The following is a 16317-nucleotide window of genomic DNA, read 5'->3' as shown; positions in this document are numbered from 1 at the left end:
CCTTACTTCGGCGCCATGCGCAGCGAGCCGTCGAGGCGCACCACTTCGCCGTTCAGATACGCATTCTCGACCATGTGCAGCGCGAGCGCGGCGAACTCGTCGGCATTGCCGAGCCGGCGCGGGAAGGGGATCGCGGCGGCGAGCGAGTCCTGGGCTTCCTGCGGCAGGTTGGCGAGCAGCGGCGTCAGGAACAGGCCCGGCGCGATCGTCAGCACGCGGACGCCGAATTGCGCGAGCTCGCGCGCGATCGGCAGTGTCATGCCGACGATGCCGCCCTTGGAGGCCGAATAAGCCGACTGGCCGATCTGGCCGTCATAGGCGGCAACGGAGGCGGTGTTGATGATGACGCCGCGCTCGCCGGTCGCCTGCGGCTCGAGCTTGGACATCTCGGCTGCGGCAAGGCGCAGCATGTTGAAGGTGCCGATCAGATTGACCTTGATCACCTTGTCGAAATCCGCGAGGGCCATCGGCCCGTCGCGGCCGACGACGCGTTTTGCAACGCCGATGCCGGCGCAATTGACCAGCACGCGCGCCGGGCCGTGAGCCTTGGCCGCCTGCGCGATCGCGGCTTCAGCGGAGGCGGCATCGGAGACGTCGCAGGTCACGGCGACGCCCTTGATCTCGGCGGCAACGGTTTCAGCAAGCTTGGCATTGAGATCGCAGACCGTGACCTTGGCGCCCTGCGCCGCCAGTTTTCGTGCGGTCGCCGCGCCCAGCCCCGATGCGCCCCCGGTAACGATGGCTGCCTGATCCTTCAACAACATGGCGTTCTCCTTTGGCGATTCTAATTCAGAAGCGATCGTATCCAAGCGCTCGATGCGCTCCCTCGCCCCGCTCTTGTCCGCCGAAGCCTTTGGCGAAGGCGGATGCGGGGCCGCGACGAGAAGCCGCCCTCACCCGAATTTGCGCAGTGCGCAAATTCGACCTCTCCCCGCAAGCGGGGAGAGGTGAAGGAAGAGCCGGCTGGTTCATTCCAATTGACATGTTACCCGACCGATATCACACGGTCCGACGGATTGGCAGCGTAGAGCTCCTCGATCAGGAGGTTGCGATGTTCCAGTACCGCGCGCTGGTTGATCGAGCCCTTGTCGGTGACCTCGCCCTTGTCGATCGACAGCGGCGTGTCCATCAGGATCGCGCGCGTGATCCGTGTCGAGGAGCCGGTGGCCGAGCCGAGGAAATGGGTCAGGCGTTCGCGGAACGCCTCGCGCACCAGCCGGTCGCGCGTCGCGACGACGAGATCGTCGGCCGGCAGCGTCGGGTTGATCAGGCGGCAACCGTCGAGATCGAGCACCACGAGCGCGGAGATCTCGTCGCGGTTGATGCCGGCGATGACGACGTCGCGCACCAGCGGCGCGCAGGCCGCAACGAAGCGCGCGCGCAAGGGGCCGACGCTGACCCAGGTGCCGCTCGCGAGCTTGAAATCCTCACTGACGCGCCCGTCGAAATCGAAGCCGGCATTGAGATCGTCGGGATCGGCGGGCTTGAGCGCGTCGCCCATCTTGTAAAAGCCTTCCTCGTCGAAGGACTTTGCGCTGATGTCGGGCTGGCGCCAGTAGCCGGGCATCACGTTCGGCCCCTTGGCGCGGACCTCGAGCTTGCCGTTGTTCGGCACCAGCTTGGCGTCATTGCCCGATACCGGCAGACCGACATGGCCCGAGCGGCTGGTGCGCGGATTGACCGACATGAAGAACGGCGCGGTCTCGGTGGCGCCGAGGCCCGTCAGCATCGGCACGCGATAACCCTTCTCCTTTACTGCGAGCTCGTCGAGACTGTCCCAGACGAACGGCGACAGCGCCGCGCCCGAGAAGAACATCGCATGCAGCCGGTCGAAGAACTTTGCGCGCAGGCCCTGGTCGTCGCGCAAATACGGCAGCAGCGACTCATAGCCCTTCGGCACGTTGAAATAGACCGTCGGCGAAATCTCCTGGAGATTGCGCACCGTCTCCTCGATGCCGCCAGGCACCGGCTTGCCGGCGTCCAGATACATCGAGCCGCCATTGTACAGCGTCAGCCCGATATTGTGGTTGCCGCCAAAGGTGTGGTTCCACGGCAGCCAATCGATGATGACCGGCGGCTCGTCCTTGAGGAAGGCGAGCGTCTCGCGCAGCATCACCTGGTTGGCGCAGATCATGCGCTGGGTGTTGATGACGGCCTTGGGATTGCCGGTCGAGCCCGATGTCAGCAGGAACTTTGCGATGGTGTCGGGGCCGATCCTGCCGTGGACCTCGTCGAGATCGCCGCGGATCGGCGTGGCCATGAGATCGGCGAGCAGGGTGACGTCGCGGCCCGGCACGCGGCCGTAGGATGCGGCGATCTCGGTGCCGAGCGAGACATTGGCGGCGAGCGCGTCCGCGAACTTGTCGGCGTCCTCCGCGAAGACGAGACCGGGCGTCAGCAGCTTCATCAGATAGGAGAGCTTGCCGTAATCCTTCGACACCAGCGAATAGGCCGGAGACACCGGGCAGAACGGAATGCCGGCATAGAACGCGCCGAACGCGAGCAAGGCGTGGTCGATCGAATTGCCGGAGAGGATGACGACCGGCCGCTCCGCCGACAGGCCGCGCGCGATCAGGCTTGATGCGATGTGCCGGCTCGCGGTGAGCAGCTCGGCATAGGTGATCTTGCGCCAGCCGCGGCCGCCGTCGCGCTCGGCCATGAAGACGCGATCCGGTGTCGTTGTCGCCCAATGATGCAGGCGGTCGGTGATGCGGACAGGATAGTCGCCGAGAGGCTGCTTGGGCCTAAGGTAAATCGTGCCGTCGTCGCGGCGCTCGATATTGACGGCGGGATCGCCGAACGAGATGGGCCGCAGCGGAAAAGTGCTCGCGCCGCGCTCCATGCTGGAAGAGGACGGCTGCGCGCTCATGACTTCGGCTTCACCTTTGCGGTCTTGTGTTCGAGGAATTCGCGGATCCTGCGCTTTGCCTCTTTATCGCTCTGCGCGACGGTTGCCATCAGTGATTCCATGAGCAGGCCGGTCTGCGGATTGGCCTCCGCGATCATCGGCAACGCCTGGAGAACGGCAAAGTTCGTCAGCGGTGCGTTGGCGGCGACCTTGGTCGCGAGCTCCAGCGCCTTGCCGAGCCCGTTGCCGGCCTCCGTCACATATTGCGCGAAGCCGTAGGAGGCGCCTTCAGTCGCGCTATAGACTCGGCCGGTCAGCATCATGTCCATCATCCGGGCGACACCGATCAGCCGCGGCAGCCGCACCGAGCCGCCGCCGCCGACGAAAATGCCGCGCTGTCCCTCCGGCAGGGCGAAATAGGTCGAGGGCTCGGCGACGCGGATATGCGCGGCGCAGGCGAGCTCCAGTCCGCCGCCGATCACGGCGCCTCTCAGCGCGGCGATCACAGGTACACGGCTATACTGGATGCGGTCGAACACCCGGTGCCACATCTGGGAATGGAGCAGGCCGCCGGTCGCGTCATGCTCGGTCAGCTCGGAGAGGTCGAGGCCGCTGGAGAAATGGTCGCCGATTCCATGGATGACGACCGCGCCGATATCCTCGGGCAGGTTCGCAAAACACTCGCCGATTTCCAGAATAATGCCGTCATTGAGCGCATTGCGCTTGGCCGGCCGGTTCAGACCCACGGTCAGAACCCGCTCTGCCCGCTCGATCCTCAAAAGCCCGGAGGCGCCCGCGTTAGCGGTTTCGGCGTTTCCCTGTGTCATTTGCGTCCTTGTCAGAATAGTTATGTTGTATAACGAATTTTGGGGGAGTCAAGGAGGGGCGATATGAACTCTGGCGCTCATTGGGCCGGTTTGAGCCTGCTCCGGCGAGGGAGTCCGTTGTGATAGGTTGCCGCAGCCCTATCCTCGTCATTGCGAGGAGCTCTTGCGACGAAGCAATCCAGACTGCCGCCGCGGAAAGATTCTGGATTGCTTCGCTGCGCTCGCAATGACGAGGTAGCGAGGATCACAGCACCTGATGCACGTCGATCACGACGCGGTCTGCATGACGCGCCGCTGAGCCGATGAAAATATGTTCCATCAGCCAGCGATACTGCTCGTGCCCGGTCTCAAACCTCGGCACGGTGCGGAAATAGATCAGCTTCGGATCGACCGGCTCGCCGCGCTTGAGCTTTTGCAGTAGCTCCACCGGGCCGAAGCGCATGCCCTTGTTCTCGACATAGATGGTTGCGCCGTCGTCGGTCTCGAAGGCGTATCTGGCTTCGAGATCGATCAGCTCGCTGGGGCGGATGGTCTGGAAGTCGGCGCCGTAGGGGAGCACCTGGCCTGTGATTGCGCCCGTCACCTCGCCGCCGATGATCGGAATGATGCGGCGCACGCCGATACCAGTCTCGCCGGCGCTGATGACGTCGCCGATACGAGCGGTGATGGTGAAGACGTATTTGGTTTCGAGTGTCGGTGTGGTCATTGATCACCTCTCATGTACCCTTTAGCTGCCGCTGCTCTTCCTTCTCCCCTTGCGGGAGAAGGTGGCGCGAAGCGCCGGATGAGGGGTTGCCTCCGCAAATGCAAATGTGCGTGTGGAGAGAGACCCGTCACCCGTCTCGCCGCTATCGCGGCGAGCCACCCTCTCCCACAAGGGGAGAGGGGAGGACGGGCTCGCCGCTCTATCACGCAGGCCTAATGCGCCATCATACGCGTCGGCAGCCAGGTCGCCAGCAGCGGGAAGGCGATCAGGATCACGAGGCGCACCAAATCCGTTGCGACGAACGGGATCACGCCCTTGAAGATGGTGGAGAACGAGACGTCCTTCACCACGCTTTTGATGACGAAGACATTCATGCCGACCGGCGGATGGATCAGGCCGAGCTCGACGGTCATGACGATGATGACGCCGAACCAGATCGGGTCGAAGCCGAGATGCATGATCACGGGGAAGATGATCGGCACGGTCAGGATGATCATCGCCATGGCATCCATCAGGCAGCCGAGCACGAGATACATCACCATGATCAGCGCCAGCACGCCGTAGGGACCGAGGCCGAGGCCGGTGAGGAATTCCGTCAGCTTCTGCGGCGTCTGCGTCACCGTCAGGAAGTAACCGAAGATCAGCGCGCCGATCAGCACGGTGAACACCGCGGCCGCGGTGCGCGTCGCCTGCAGCAGCGACGCCAGCACCTTCTCGCGGTCGAGCCGGCCCGTCAGCACGCCGATGATGAAGGCGCCGGTGGCGCCGACGCCGCCGGCCTCAGTCGGCGTGAAGCGCGGCAGGAACGGCAGGCCGTAGAGGCCGCCGATGACGAACACGAACAGCAGCACCGGCGCCCAGATGTCCTTCAATCCGGCAAAGCGCTCGCGCCACGACAGCACCTTGCCCTTGGGCAGGAAGTCGGGCCGGAAATAGCCGATCAGGCCGATCGTGATCATGTACATGGTCATCGCCAAGAGGCCCGGGATGATGCCGGCAATGAACAGCTTGCCGATGTCCTGCTCGGTGATGATGCCGTAGACCGCGAGCACGGTGGAGGGCGGCAGCATCGCACCTAACGTGCCGCCTGCCGCGATCACGCCGGTGGCAAAGGACTGCGGATAGCCGAAGCGGCGCATCTCGGGATAGGCGACGGCGGAGAAGGTCGCGGCGGTCGCGACCGAGGAGCCGCAGATCGCGGCAAAGCCGCCGCAGGCACCGACGGTGGCGATGCCGAGCCCGCCGCGCAGGTGGCCGACAAAGCCGTTGGCGGCGCGGAACAGCTCGCGGCTCATGCCGGAATTGCTGACGAACGAGCCCATCAGCAGGAACATCGGGATGACGCCGAAGGTGTAGTCGGTGACCGTGCGCATCGAGGTCTGGCCGACCAGCTTCAGCGCCGGCGTCGCGCCGACCAGATAGGAGAAACCGGACACACCGACGAGGCCCATGGCCATGCCGACGGGCACGCGCAGCAGCATCAACACAAACAGGGAAACGAAGCCGATTACGGCGACGGCATCGGTGCTCATGATTACTCCGTCGCCTTCAGCTTGGGGTCGTGCATCTCTTCGGGATGGAAGATCAGCCGGTAGGTGCGGATCGCGATCAGCAGCACGGCGGAGACGTCGCCGATCCAGGCGATCGCGAAGAACGGCCAGGTCGGCATGTGCATATCGAAAGTCTGGACGTTGTCGTTGTAGGTGCCGCGCACCTTGTCGAACAGCGTCCAGGTCTGCACGGTCACGACGAACAGCAGCACCAGCGTTGCGAACACGTCGATCCAGCGCTGGTAGCGCGGCCCGACATTGCCCCAGACGAGATCAACCGTGATGTGGGTGCCGCGATAAGACGTCGCCGCGATGCCCCAGAAGATGAGGATGCCGAGCAGCATGCGGCCGATGTCAAAACTGTCCGGGATCGAATAGTTCAGCGTGTTACGCAGCAGCACCGACAGGAAGATGTCGAGCGCGACGAGGCCGACGAAGCCGGCCGCGATCCATTCGATCGTGTCGATAAAGCGGTCCATCCAGGCGCGCTTCATGGGGTGGTCCTATCGCGAGATGTCATTTTTAGATCCGGTCTCGCCGCGCACTCCGCCTCTCCCCGCGTGCGGGGAGAGGCCGGAATTCGCGCGTGGGCGCGGATTCCGGGTGAGGGGCTCTCCGCGAGTTCATCTGTCACCATCTTTGCGGAAGCAGCCTCTCACCCCGACCCTCTCAGCGCGAGCGAAGCTCGTCGCGCCCCCGTAAGAACGGGGAGAGGGGGCGGGATAGAGCGCGCCGCGCAGCACTACTCCGCCAGCGCGTTGTACTTCTTCAGCGATGCCTTCAAATCCGCGAGCGCCGCATCCGGATCGGCGCCGGCCTTCTTGGCGCCGTCACTCCATGTCTTGACCAGCGGCTCGGCGGCCTTCTTCCAGGCCGCGGTCTGCTCGGCCGTCAGCTTGTAGACCTCGTGGCTCGATTCCGCCTTCACCTTGTCGATGCCGGCGTCCTCGAACTTGCCCCAGTGCTCGCCGACCGCGCCGGCCATCTCGATCGTGCAGTTCTTGTCGATCGCGGCCTTCTGCTTGTCGGACATCGCATTGTACTTGTCCTTATTGATCACGAACACGAAGGTCGTGGTGTAGAGCGGCGCCTCCATGTCGTATTTGGTCACCTTGTCGATGCCGAACAGCACCAGAGAGCCCCAGGGGAAGGTGACGCCGTCGGCGACGCCGCGCTCGATGATGTCGCGCACTTCGGGTGCGGAGGACTGCACGTTGGTGCCGCCGAGTGAGGTGACGAAATTCGCCATGGTGGCGTGGGCGGGACGGATCTTCAGGCCCTTCACGTCCTCGGGCACCACGATCTTCTTGGTACGGGAGTGGAAGGAGGAGGGCGAGTGGACGAAGGCGAGGCAATACTTGACGTCCTTCATCTCCTTCTCGGCATATTTGCGATACCAGGCATCCAGCCCCATCGAGCCGCCCTTGGCGTCCGAGATCAGGAACGGCAATTCGCCGGCGCCGATGATCGGGAAGCGGCCGGGCTGGTAACCGGGATTGACATAGGTGACGTCGGCGATGCCGTCGCGGGCCATGTCGTAATGATCGAAGGCCTTGCCGAGCTGCTGGGCCGGAAACACCTTGCCCTTGATGGTGCCGCCGGAATCCTTCTCGACCGCGGCCGCCCAGTCTTCCAGCGATTTCTGCAGGGGATGCGAGGCCGGCACCCAGTGCGAGATCTTCAAATCGAAGGTCTTGTCCTGCGCGAACGCAGGCGTCACGCTTGCTGCCAGCAGCAACGCCAGACAGACTTTCCTCATCACGCGTCTCTCCCTGTTTTCGACGGCGGGCTTCGATGGCCCGGTCTCGTTAATTAACATGTTATCTAATTGGCCGGCGTGTTCAAGCCGGAACTGGCGCGCACCTTGTCGCGTCATCTACGTCAGCCGTGTTGCATGGATTTGTCGCTGCTCGGGCGACTAGCGCTCCCTTTTGCCCAACAATTATATGATATAATTATCGCCTGCGGGCCGGCGCGACAAGCAGGCCGCGACGAAAGCCTATAGCATCGGAAGGAGCAAGTATTGCGGACAAAAGTCGCAATCATCGGGGCCGGGCCGGCGGGATTGTTGCTTGGGCAACTGCTCCACACATATGGCATCGACAATGTCATTCTGGAGCGGCAGAGCCCGGACTATGTGCTCGGCCGCATCCGCGCCGGCCTGCTGGAGGAGGGGACCGTCGCGCTGCTCGACCAGGTCGGCGCTGGCGCGCGGGCCCATGCCGAAGGCCTGGTGCATGAAGGCATCGAGCTCGCCTTCTCCGGCCAGCGTCACCGCATCGACATGAAGGGCGCGACCGGCAAGACGGTGATGATCTACGGCCAGACCGAGGTCACGCTCGACCTGATGAATGCGCGCAAGGCCGCAGGTCTCGTTTCGGTCTACGAGGCCAAGGACGTGCAGCCGCATGATTTCGACGGCAGTCACCCGCGCGTAACTTACGTCAAGGACGGCGTCACCCACACGATCGATTGCGACTTCATCGCCGGCTGCGACGGTTTCCACGGCGTCAGCCGCGCTAGCGTCCCGGCCTCGGCGATCGAGGAATTCGAGCGGGTCTATCCGTTCGGCTGGCTCGGGATCCTCTCGGACACGCCGCCGGTCAGCCACGAGCTGATCTATTCCAACCACGCTCGCGGCTTTGCGCTCTGCACCATGCGCTCGACCAAGCGCAGCCGCTACTATGTGCAGTGCGCGCTCGACGACCATGTCGACCAATGGCCCGACGACCGCTTCTGGGACGAATTGAAGCGCCGGCTCGACCAGGAGGCGGCCGCCAGCCTCGTCACCGGCCCGTCGATCGAGAAGAGCATCGCACCCTTACGCAGCTTCGTCGCCGAGCCGATGCGCTTCGGCCGGATGTTCTTGTGCGGCGATGCCGCGCACATCGTGCCGCCGACCGGCGCCAAGGGGCTGAACCTCGCCGCCTCCGACGCGCATTATCTGTCCAGCGCGCTGCGCGAGTTCTACGACGAGAAATCCAGCGCCGGGATCGACGCCTATTCCGCCAAGGCATTGGCACGGGTCTGGAAAGCCGTGCGCTTCTCGTGGTGGATGACCTCGATGCTGCACAAATTCCCGGACACCGGCACTATCGGCGCCCGCATCCAGCTCGCCGAGCTCGATTACGTCACGCACTCGCAGGCCGCGATGACCTCGCTGTCGGAGAATTACGTGGGGCTGCCGTTCTGACCACAGGTGTCATGTCCCGCGCAGTGCCGTGGGGTGGGCAAAGCGCAGCGTGCCCACCGCTCCGGCCTGAATCGTGGAGAGATGGTGGGCACGGCGCTTCGCACCTTCGCCCACCCTACCGGCATCGCGCGCTGCGGCCACACCGTCATTGCGAGCGAAGCGAAGCAATCCAGGCTGCCTCTGCGGAAAGATTCTGGATTGCTTCGTCGCTTCGCTCCTCGCAATGACGGGAGTGCCCATTTCAAACGCCCCCGCAAATCCCGTTTAAAACTTTGTAGGTGATGCGTTCGTCGCGTCAGTCGCGTTCAATGGCAACGATCAGCAACGCGAGACAGCCATGACCGCCACCGACATCCCCGCCGGCTTCGAGCCGCATTTCCGCAGGGCCCCGCTCACCGATCCCTGGGAGCCGCTCTATTCGAAGAAGACCGAGAAGGGCGTCACCGTGGGACTGCGCCTGGCGCAGCCGCACACCAATGCACGCGGGCTGATCCACGGTGGGCTGATCGCGGCGCTGGCCGATGCCGCCATGGGCTATAGCTGCGCCCAGGCGACGGGCTGGACCACGTCGTTCGTCACGATCTCGCTGTCGGTCGACTATGTCGGCGCCGCCGAGATCGGCCAATGGCTCGCGGTCGAGGGCGAGGCGATCAAGACCGGCTCTACGATCTGTTTCGCGCAATGCCTGGTGAAGGCCGATGATGCCGTGATCGCGCGCGCCAGCGGCACGTTCCGCGTCGTGCCGAAGAAGTAGTTCTCTCATGCCCCGGACGCAGCGCAGCGCCCTCTTCGGCGATGCGCTGCTGAGCCGAAGCCCATCCATCTGCTGGGTCCCAGCTCTGCGCCGCCCCGCGGCGCGTCTGGGACACGCATCTAGCCAAACCTCCATTCCGCCGTCTCCACCACGAGATCGACGAACGCGCGCACTTTGGCCGACAGCAGGCGCGAGGTCGGGTAGACGATGTGGATCGGCAGCGCCGGCTGCTCGTATGGCGCGAGCACGATCTTCAAGCGCCCGCGCTTCAGCCCGTCGGCGGCCTGATAGGCCAGCACCCGCGTCACGCCGCCGCCGGCTTCGGCATATTGCAGCGCCGCGTCGGCGCTGTTGCTGATGAAGCGCGGCGCTGGCGTCATCTCGATGTCGCGGCCGTCGCGCAGGAAGCGCCATGCGGACCAAGGACCGAACTGGATGGTCTGGTGCGAGACGAGAGCCTCCGGCGTCTTCGGCTCGCCATGGCGCTTGAGATAGCCGGGCGCGGCCACCACGATCCGCCGCATCTCACCGACCTGGCGCGCGACCAGGGAGGAATCGGCGAGATGGCCGATGCGGACGGCGGCGTCGACCGCGTCTTCTACGAGATTGACGAGATGGTCGGACAGCCGCAATTCGGCGGCGACTTCGGGATAGCGTTTGAGGTAAGCGGTCATGACCGGCCCGACATGGAGCCGGCCGAAACCGACCGGTGCCGACACCACGAGGCGACCGCTCGGCCGGTTGCGCTCCTGCCGCGCCGAGCCGTCGGCCTCCTCGACATCGGCGAGGATGCGCCGCGCGCGCTCGAGATAGCGCGTGCCGACATCGGTCAGCGTTACCTGTCGCGTGGTCCGCTGCAACAGCCGCGCGCCGAGATGCTCTTCCAGGGCCGCGATCAACCGCGTCACCGCCGAGGGCGACAGGCGCAGCTTGCGCGCCGCCGGCGCAAAGCCGCGCGAATCGGCGACGGTGACAAAGACGTGCATGGCTTCGAGCCGGTCCATGGCATTATTGCATATATTGCAATGATGAAGTGTCAAGCGGCCAGATTGTTCTGACGGCAGGCAAGTCCATGTTAACTGACGAAAGACGCAAGCATGCGCCGGAATTCCAGGAGACGTTCGATGACGACAGCAGCCCAGCCCTATGCCAGCGACGTCGCCTTCTCGCCGGCAGTGAAGGCGATCCAGGCGCGCAAGGGTTCGCGCGAGGCCTATGCGCGCAGCGATCAGCGCGGCTGGCGCACCGAGGTCGACGACAACCTCGCCGCCTTCCTGGCTGAAGCCAACAGCTTCTATTTCGCCACCGCATCAATGGACGGCCAGCCCTACATTCAGCACCGCGGCGGCCCGAAGGGATTTCTCAAGGTGCTGGACAAGCAGACGCTCGCCTTCACCGACTATGCCGGCAACCAGCAGTTCATCACCCAGGGCAATCTCTCGGAGAATCCCAAGGCCTATATTTTCGTGATGGACTACGCCCATCGCCGCCGGGTGAAGATCTGGGGCGAGGCGCGCGTCGTCGAGGACGACGAGGCGCTGACCACGTCGCTGATGCCGAAGGGCTATCGCGCGCGGCCCGAGCAGGTGATCCTGTTCAAGATCGCGGCGTGGGACACCAACTGCCCGCAGCACATCCCGCAGAAGTTCGATGCGGGCGATGTTGCCGCGGCGCTCGCGGCAAGGGATGCGAGGATCGCGGAGCTGGAAGCGGAGGTGGCGGGGTTGAGGGGGGAGAAGAAGGCAGGCGCTTCGTAACGCGGCGCTCGCTTACCCTCCCCTGGAGGGGGAGGGTCGATCGCGCGCAGCGCGAGCGGGGTGGGGTGATCTCTCAGCACGAGCAGTGTTCGTTGTGGAGAGACCGTCACCCCACCCCGCTTCGCATTTCGCTTCGCTGCATGCGAAGCGACCCTCCCCCTCCAGGGGAGGGTAAGAGAAATCAGATCGCACTCTCACCTTCATGCTGGAAGCCGAGATAACTCGCCGCCACGCGCTCGTTCGCGGCGATGTCGCTGGCCTTGCCGCTGAGCATGAACTCGCCGAGCTCCATGACATAGGCGTGGTCCGCGATCTTCAGCGCGGCCTGCGCGTTCTGCTCGACCAGCAGGACGGAGACGCCGCTGGCGCGCAGCTCGGTGACGATGCGGAAGATATCGGCGACGATGATCGGGGCGAGGCCGAGGCTCGGCTCGTCCAGCATCAGCAGCTTCGGTTCGCCCATCAGCGCACGGCCCATCGCGAGCATCTGCTGCTCGCCGCCGGAGAGCGTGCCGGCGAGCTGCTTACGCCGTTCCTTCAGCCGCGGAAACAGCGCGTAGACCCGCTCCATCGAGGCTTTCGCCTTGCCTCGCTCGATGCGGAAGGCGCCCAGTTCGAGATTGTCCTCGACATTCATGGTCACGAACAATTCGCGGTGCTCTGGGACGAGCCCGAGCCCCATCGCGACGCGATCCTCGATGTCGAGGCGGGCGAGATCCTGCCCGGCAAAGGCGACGCGACCCTTCAGCGGCAAAATGCCCATGATGGCCGAGAGCAGCGTGGTCTTGCCGGCACCGTTGGCGCCGACGATGGTGACGATCTCATTGGTGCCGACCTCGAGCGAGACCGAACGCACGGCCTCGACCTTGCCGTAAGCAACGTGCGCGTCGGTGACGGACAACAGCGTGCTCATGCCGCCACTCCGAGATAGGCCTTGATCACTTCGGGATTGGTCTTGATCGTGGCGGGGGTGCCTTCCGCGATCTTGGTGCCGAAATCGAGCACCACGATGCGGTCGGCGAGGTTCATCACGAAGCCCATGTCGTGCTCGACCAGGAGCACGCTCATGCCGCCGTCGCGCAGATCGCGCAGCAGCGTCGCGAGCCGCTGCTTCTCCATGTGGCGCAGGCCGGCGGCCGGCTCGTCGAGCAGCAGCAGCATCGGGTCCACGCAGAGCGCGCGGGCGATCTCGACGATGCGCTGCTGGCCGAGCGACAACGAGCCTGCGAGCTGGTGCATCTGCTCGGCGAGGCCGACGCGCTCGATCTGGCGCGCGGCTTCCGCGAGCAGCTTCGCCTCATCGGCGCGGTCGAGCCGCAGCATCGAAGCGATCGGTCCCGAATGGCCGCGGAGATGGGCGCCGATCGCGACGTTCTCCAGCACGGTCATGTCAGGCACCAGCTTGACGTGCTGGAAGGTGCGGGAGATGCCGAGCTTGACGATCTCCTGCGGCGGTGCCTTGTCAACCTTCTTGCCGAGCACCGAGATCGAGCCTGAGGTCGCCGACAGCACGCCGGTGATCAGGTTGAACGTCGTGCTCTTGCCGGCGCCATTCGGTCCGATCAGCGCGACGATCTCGCGGGCCTGGACGTCGAAGGAGACGTTGTTGACCGCGACCACGCCGCCGAACTGCTTTCGCGCCTTGTCGACCTGGAGCAGGATGCTGGACTCGCCGGGCGCGCGGGGGCGATGCTCCAGCTTCAGCGAGGTATCGGGCTTTCTGCCACTGGTGCGCTCGGGCAGGAACGACATCAGCCAGGGCCAGAGGCCGCCGGGCGCCAGCTGCAGCAGCGCCACCAGCATGATGCCGAACACGATGGTCTCGACCTGGCCGGAGCCGGGCAGGATCAGCGGCAGATAGCTTTGCAGCACCTCTTTCAGCACCACGACGATCGCGGCGCCCAGCACGCCGCCCCAGACATAACCGGCGCCGCCGACCACCGCGATGAAGAGATATTCGATGCCGGCCTGGGCGCCGAACGGCGTCGGGTTCACCGCGCGCTGGAGATGCGCGTAGAGCCAGCCGGAGAGGCCGGCGAGCACCGCGGCATGGATGAACACCAGCAGCTTGGCGCGCGGCGTGTGCACGCCGAAGGCTTCCGCCGCGACATGGCCGCGCCTGAGCGCGCGGATGGCGCGGCCGGTGCGGGAGTCCAGCAGGTTCATCGTCAGCAGGGCCGAGACGATGACGGCGACCCAGATCGCGTAATAGATCGAGCCGGGCGAGAGCATCTTGAACGCGCCGATCGACAGCGGCGGGATCGCCGAGATGCCGTCGTTGCGGCCCAAAAACTCCAGCTTGCTGAACAGATAGAACAGGCCCAGTCCCCAGGCGAGCGTGCCGAGCGGCAGATAATGGCCGGACAGGCGGACGGTGATCAGCCCGAGCAGCACCGCGAGCGATCCGCTGACGACGAGCGACAGCGGCAGGGTCAGCCACGGCGACAGGCCGTAGGCCGTCGACAGCACCGCGGTGGTGTAGGCGCCGAAGCCGACGAAAGCTGCCTGACCGAAAGAAGTCAGGCCGCCGACGCCGGTGAGCAGCACGAGGCCCATCGCCACGAGCGCGGCAAGGCCGATATTGTCGAGCAGCACGATCCAGAACGGCGGCATCCCCGGGACAAACGGGATCGCCGCCATGACAAGCGCGAAGACGAGGATGGGAAGCCGGCTCTGCATCGCGCGTCAGTCCTTCTCTTCCTCGACCGCGGGCGCGGCGAGCGAGCGCAGCAGCAGCACGGGGATCAGCAGCATGAAAACGATCACCTCCTTGTAGTTGGAGGCATAGAAGGACGAGAACGCCTCGACGATGCCGACGACCAGTGCCGCGACCGCGGTGAGGGGATAACTGACCAGGCCGCCGATGATCGCGGCGACAAAGCCCTTCAGGCCGATCAGGAAGCCGGAGTCGTAGTAGAGCGTCGTGATCGGCACGATCAGGATGCCCGATAGCGCGCCGATCACGGAGGCCAGCAGGAAGGCGATCTGTCCCGACAGCGTGGTGCGGATGCCGGCGAGCCGCGCCCCTAGCCGGTTCACCGCGGTCGCGCGCAGCGCCTTGCCGTAGAGCGTCAGCCCGAAGAACAGCCAGAGACCGATGATGAAGGCGATGGTGATGGCGTAGACGGTGATGCTCTGGCCGGTGAAGCGCAGCGCGCCGGCGGTGAAGGCGCCGGACAGCACGGCCGGCCCGCGCTGGCCTTCGGCGCCGAAGAACAGCAAGCCCAGCCCTTGCAGCGCGAGATGCACGCCGACTGATGCGATCAGCAGCACCAGCACGGAGGTGTGCGCCAGCGGCTGGAATGCGATCCGATAGAGGTACAGGCCGATCATCGCGACGATCACCAGCGACAGCGCGATGCAGATCGCGACCGGCGGCTTCTGGGCGGCGAAGTACAGGGTCAGCGCCAGCACGATGGCCGGCAGCACGATGTTGGTGACGATGCTGCGCAGGACCAGGCGCCCATGCAGCGCCTTGCGCGCGACGAAGAGATCGAAGGCGAAAGCGCCGATGCCCAGCGCCAGCGCGAGCTTTGCCGTGCCCGGCATCTGGCCCGCCGCCAGCGAGGCATAGGTCAGCGCGCCATAGGTGACGAATTCGCCCTGGGGAATGAGGATGACGCGGGTGACGGCGAACACCAGCACCAGCGCCAGGCCGAGCAGCGCATAGATCGCGCCATTGGTGATGCCGTCCTGCACCAGGAACAGCATGATGGTGGTATTCAAGACCGGACGCTCCCCCTAAAGATAAGGACCGGTCCTCCCGATTGTGGTGAACGGTCCGCTCACAGCCATTGAAAAACGCTGGCGATATTTGGTATGGTCCATAACAATTATCAAATATAACATCAAGGGTGGGGAACGACCCGTTCCAAACTTAGCGGGATTACGAGCACGAGGCGATGACCGTTTCCAAAACCGCTGAAAAGTCCTCCGAAAAGCCTGCCGATACGGCCAAGGGTCGCAAGGATGCGTCCGAGCCGCAGGCCGAAGCGCTCCAGCTCGGCGAGCTCTCCGAGCAGCTTGGCTATGTGCTGAAGCGGGCCCAGCTCAAGGTATTCGAGAACTTTTTGCGCTGCATGGCCTCGCTGCAGCTCACGCCGGCGCAATTCTCGGTGCTGCTGCTGGTCGAGAAGAATCCGGGCCGGAACCAGACCGAGATCGCCTCCACACTCGGCATCCTGCGGCCGAACTTCGTGGCGATGCTCGACAATCTCGAAAGCCGCGACCTATGCGCGCGAATCCGCTCCACCAACGACCGCCGCTCGCACATCCTGGTGCTGACCGACAAGGGCAAGGCGGTGCTGACCCGCGCCAAGAAGCTCGTCGCCACCAAGCACGAGGCCCGGCTGAACGACCTGCTCGGGCAGAGCAACCGCGAGGCCTTGATCGGGATGCTCGCGAAGATTGCCAACGAGTTTTGAGGCGGACAGTCATTCCCGGATGCGCGCGAGCGCGCCCCGGAATCTCACGCCGCATTTATGCGCTCGTCATGCCTGGGCCCACACGCGCCCCAGAATGATGCTGGGCGGGACGAGCCCGGCCATGATGGCGGGGTGCGGGCATGAGCTCGGGGGACATCGAACGGGAATGATGCGTCGCATCTAGAAAATGATGCTTGAAACGTCATTTTGCGCGTCCTAAGCTTGGTAAATCAAGCGCTGTAACCGCCACGGACATTC

General features: G+C 64.7%; 15 protein-coding genes. 4 read left to right on the top strand and 11 right to left on the bottom strand.

Annotated features, from left to right (window positions below; genetic code table 11):
• Positions 1-2 precede the first annotated feature (2 nt).
• From XH85_RS42575 to XH85_RS42545, 7 genes are all read right to left on the bottom strand, one after another.
• Positions 3-764 carry an SDR family NAD(P)-dependent oxidoreductase gene (locus XH85_RS42575; protein WP_128936694.1) on the bottom strand — a complete coding sequence of 254 codons (762 nt, stop codon included), beginning with the start codon at positions 762-764 and terminating at the stop codon, positions 3-5.
• Between the two features lie 221 nt (positions 765-985).
• Entirely contained in the window at positions 986-2869 is a 1884-nt protein-coding gene (locus XH85_RS42570) for a feruloyl-CoA synthase (RefSeq protein WP_128936693.1), read from the bottom strand.
• Positions 2866-3675 (bottom strand): crotonase/enoyl-CoA hydratase family protein, encoded by an 810-nt coding sequence (locus XH85_RS42565; RefSeq protein ID WP_128936692.1) that lies wholly within the window; start codon positions 3673-3675, stop codon positions 2866-2868. The genes XH85_RS42570 and XH85_RS42565 overlap by 4 nt, the downstream gene beginning before the upstream one ends.
• Before the next feature lie 244 nt (positions 3676-3919).
• Positions 3920-4381, bottom strand: a complete 462-nt coding sequence (locus XH85_RS42560; RefSeq protein WP_128936691.1) for a DUF3237 domain-containing protein — start codon at positions 4379-4381, stop codon at positions 3920-3922.
• Positions 4382-4593: 212 nt separating this feature from the next.
• Positions 4594-5913: a TRAP transporter large permease gene (locus XH85_RS42555; RefSeq protein WP_128936690.1), complete on the bottom strand. Its 1320-nt coding sequence runs from the start codon at positions 5911-5913 to the stop codon at positions 4594-4596.
• Positions 5914-5915: 2 nt separating this feature from the next.
• Positions 5916-6425, bottom strand: a complete 510-nt coding sequence (locus XH85_RS42550; RefSeq protein ID WP_128936689.1) for a TRAP transporter small permease — start codon at positions 6423-6425, stop codon at positions 5916-5918.
• Positions 6426-6673: 248 nt separating this feature from the next.
• Entirely contained in the window at positions 6674-7690 is a 1017-nt protein-coding gene (locus tag XH85_RS42545; protein ID WP_128936688.1) for a TRAP transporter substrate-binding protein, read from the bottom strand.
• A 264-nt stretch (positions 7691-7954) separates the two neighbouring features.
• On the opposite strand from XH85_RS42545, the gene pobA reads away from it, so the two are divergent.
• Together pobA and XH85_RS42535 are read left to right on the top strand one after the other, a co-directional pair.
• Positions 7955-9124 (top strand): 4-hydroxybenzoate 3-monooxygenase, encoded by a 1170-nt coding sequence (gene pobA, locus XH85_RS42540; RefSeq protein ID WP_128936687.1) that lies wholly within the window; start codon positions 7955-7957, stop codon positions 9122-9124.
• 337 nt (positions 9125-9461) lie between these two features.
• Complete coding sequence (locus tag XH85_RS42535; RefSeq protein ID WP_128936686.1) at positions 9462-9878, top strand: PaaI family thioesterase; 417 nt, start codon at positions 9462-9464, stop codon at positions 9876-9878.
• A 119-nt stretch (positions 9879-9997) separates the two neighbouring features.
• Here XH85_RS42535 and XH85_RS42530 read toward each other — a convergent pair whose 3' ends face one another.
• On the bottom strand, positions 9998-10882 hold the full coding sequence (locus tag XH85_RS42530; RefSeq protein WP_128936685.1) for a LysR family transcriptional regulator: 885 nt from the start codon (positions 10880-10882) through the stop codon (positions 9998-10000).
• A gap of 120 nt (positions 10883-11002) precedes the next feature.
• Here XH85_RS42530 and XH85_RS42525 point away from each other — a divergent pair, with 120 nt between their 5' ends.
• The gene (locus tag XH85_RS42525) at positions 11003-11635 is read left to right on the top strand and encodes a pyridoxamine 5'-phosphate oxidase family protein (RefSeq protein WP_128936684.1); all 633 of its coding nucleotides are present in this window, start codon (positions 11003-11005) and stop codon (positions 11633-11635) included.
• A 181-nt stretch (positions 11636-11816) separates the two neighbouring features.
• Here the strand turns inward: XH85_RS42525 and XH85_RS42520 are convergent, their stop codons facing one another.
• Genes XH85_RS42520 through XH85_RS42510 form a run of 3 tightly spaced genes read right to left on the bottom strand, consistent with a single transcriptional unit; the run spans position 11817 to position 15361 of the window.
• Complete coding sequence (locus tag XH85_RS42520) at positions 11817-12548, bottom strand: ABC transporter ATP-binding protein (RefSeq protein ID WP_128936683.1); 732 nt, start codon at positions 12546-12548, stop codon at positions 11817-11819.
• On the bottom strand, positions 12545-14314 hold the full coding sequence (locus tag XH85_RS42515) for a branched-chain amino acid ABC transporter ATP-binding protein/permease (protein WP_128936682.1): 1770 nt from the start codon (positions 14312-14314) through the stop codon (positions 12545-12547). The genes XH85_RS42520 and XH85_RS42515 overlap by 4 nt, the downstream gene beginning before the upstream one ends.
• A 6-nt stretch (positions 14315-14320) precedes the next feature.
• Positions 14321-15361, bottom strand: a complete 1041-nt coding sequence (locus XH85_RS42510; protein ID WP_164934714.1) for a branched-chain amino acid ABC transporter permease — start codon at positions 15359-15361, stop codon at positions 14321-14323.
• Positions 15362-15537: 176 nt separating this feature from the next.
• Here XH85_RS42510 and XH85_RS42505 point away from each other — a divergent pair, with 176 nt between their 5' ends.
• A complete protein-coding gene (locus XH85_RS42505; protein ID WP_091890436.1) occupies positions 15538-16059 on the top strand; it encodes a MarR family winged helix-turn-helix transcriptional regulator in 522 nt (173 codons plus the stop codon).
• Positions 16060-16317: the final 258 nt, after the last annotated feature.

Source organism: Bradyrhizobium zhanjiangense (assembly GCF_004114935.1).
Lineage (GTDB): Bacteria > Pseudomonadota > Alphaproteobacteria > Rhizobiales > Xanthobacteraceae > Bradyrhizobium > Bradyrhizobium zhanjiangense.
This window is presented reverse-complemented; position numbering and strand designations above follow the sequence as displayed.

Coding starts and splice junctions, on each gene's coding strand:
- XH85_RS42575 (WP_128936694.1), bottom strand. CDS start 764: ATGTTGTTGAAGGATCAGGCAGCCATCGTTACCGGGGGCGCATCGGGG.
- XH85_RS42570 (WP_128936693.1), bottom strand. CDS start 2,869: ATGAGCGCGCAGCCGTCCTCTTCCAGCATGGAGCGCGGCGCGAGCACT.
- XH85_RS42565 (WP_128936692.1), bottom strand. CDS start 3,675: ATGACACAGGGAAACGCCGAAACCGCTAACGCGGGCGCCTCCGGGCTT.
- XH85_RS42560 (WP_128936691.1), bottom strand. CDS start 4,381: ATGACCACACCGACACTCGAAACCAAATACGTCTTCACCATCACCGCT.
- XH85_RS42555 (WP_128936690.1), bottom strand. CDS start 5,913: ATGAGCACCGATGCCGTCGCCGTAATCGGCTTCGTTTCCCTGTTTGTG.
- XH85_RS42550 (WP_128936689.1), bottom strand. CDS start 6,425: ATGAAGCGCGCCTGGATGGACCGCTTTATCGACACGATCGAATGGATC.
- XH85_RS42545 (WP_128936688.1), bottom strand. CDS start 7,690: ATGAGGAAAGTCTGTCTGGCGTTGCTGCTGGCAGCAAGCGTGACGCCT.
- XH85_RS42535 (WP_128936686.1), top strand. CDS start 9,462: ATGACCGCCACCGACATCCCCGCCGGCTTCGAGCCGCATTTCCGCAGG.
- XH85_RS42530 (WP_128936685.1), bottom strand. CDS start 10,882: ATGGACCGGCTCGAAGCCATGCACGTCTTTGTCACCGTCGCCGATTCG.
- XH85_RS42525 (WP_128936684.1), top strand. CDS start 11,003: ATGACGACAGCAGCCCAGCCCTATGCCAGCGACGTCGCCTTCTCGCCG.
- XH85_RS42520 (WP_128936683.1), bottom strand. CDS start 12,548: ATGAGCACGCTGTTGTCCGTCACCGACGCGCACGTTGCTTACGGCAAG.
- XH85_RS42515 (WP_128936682.1), bottom strand. CDS start 14,314: ATGCAGAGCCGGCTTCCCATCCTCGTCTTCGCGCTTGTCATGGCGGCG.
- XH85_RS42505 (WP_091890436.1), top strand. CDS start 15,538: ATGACCGTTTCCAAAACCGCTGAAAAGTCCTCCGAAAAGCCTGCCGAT.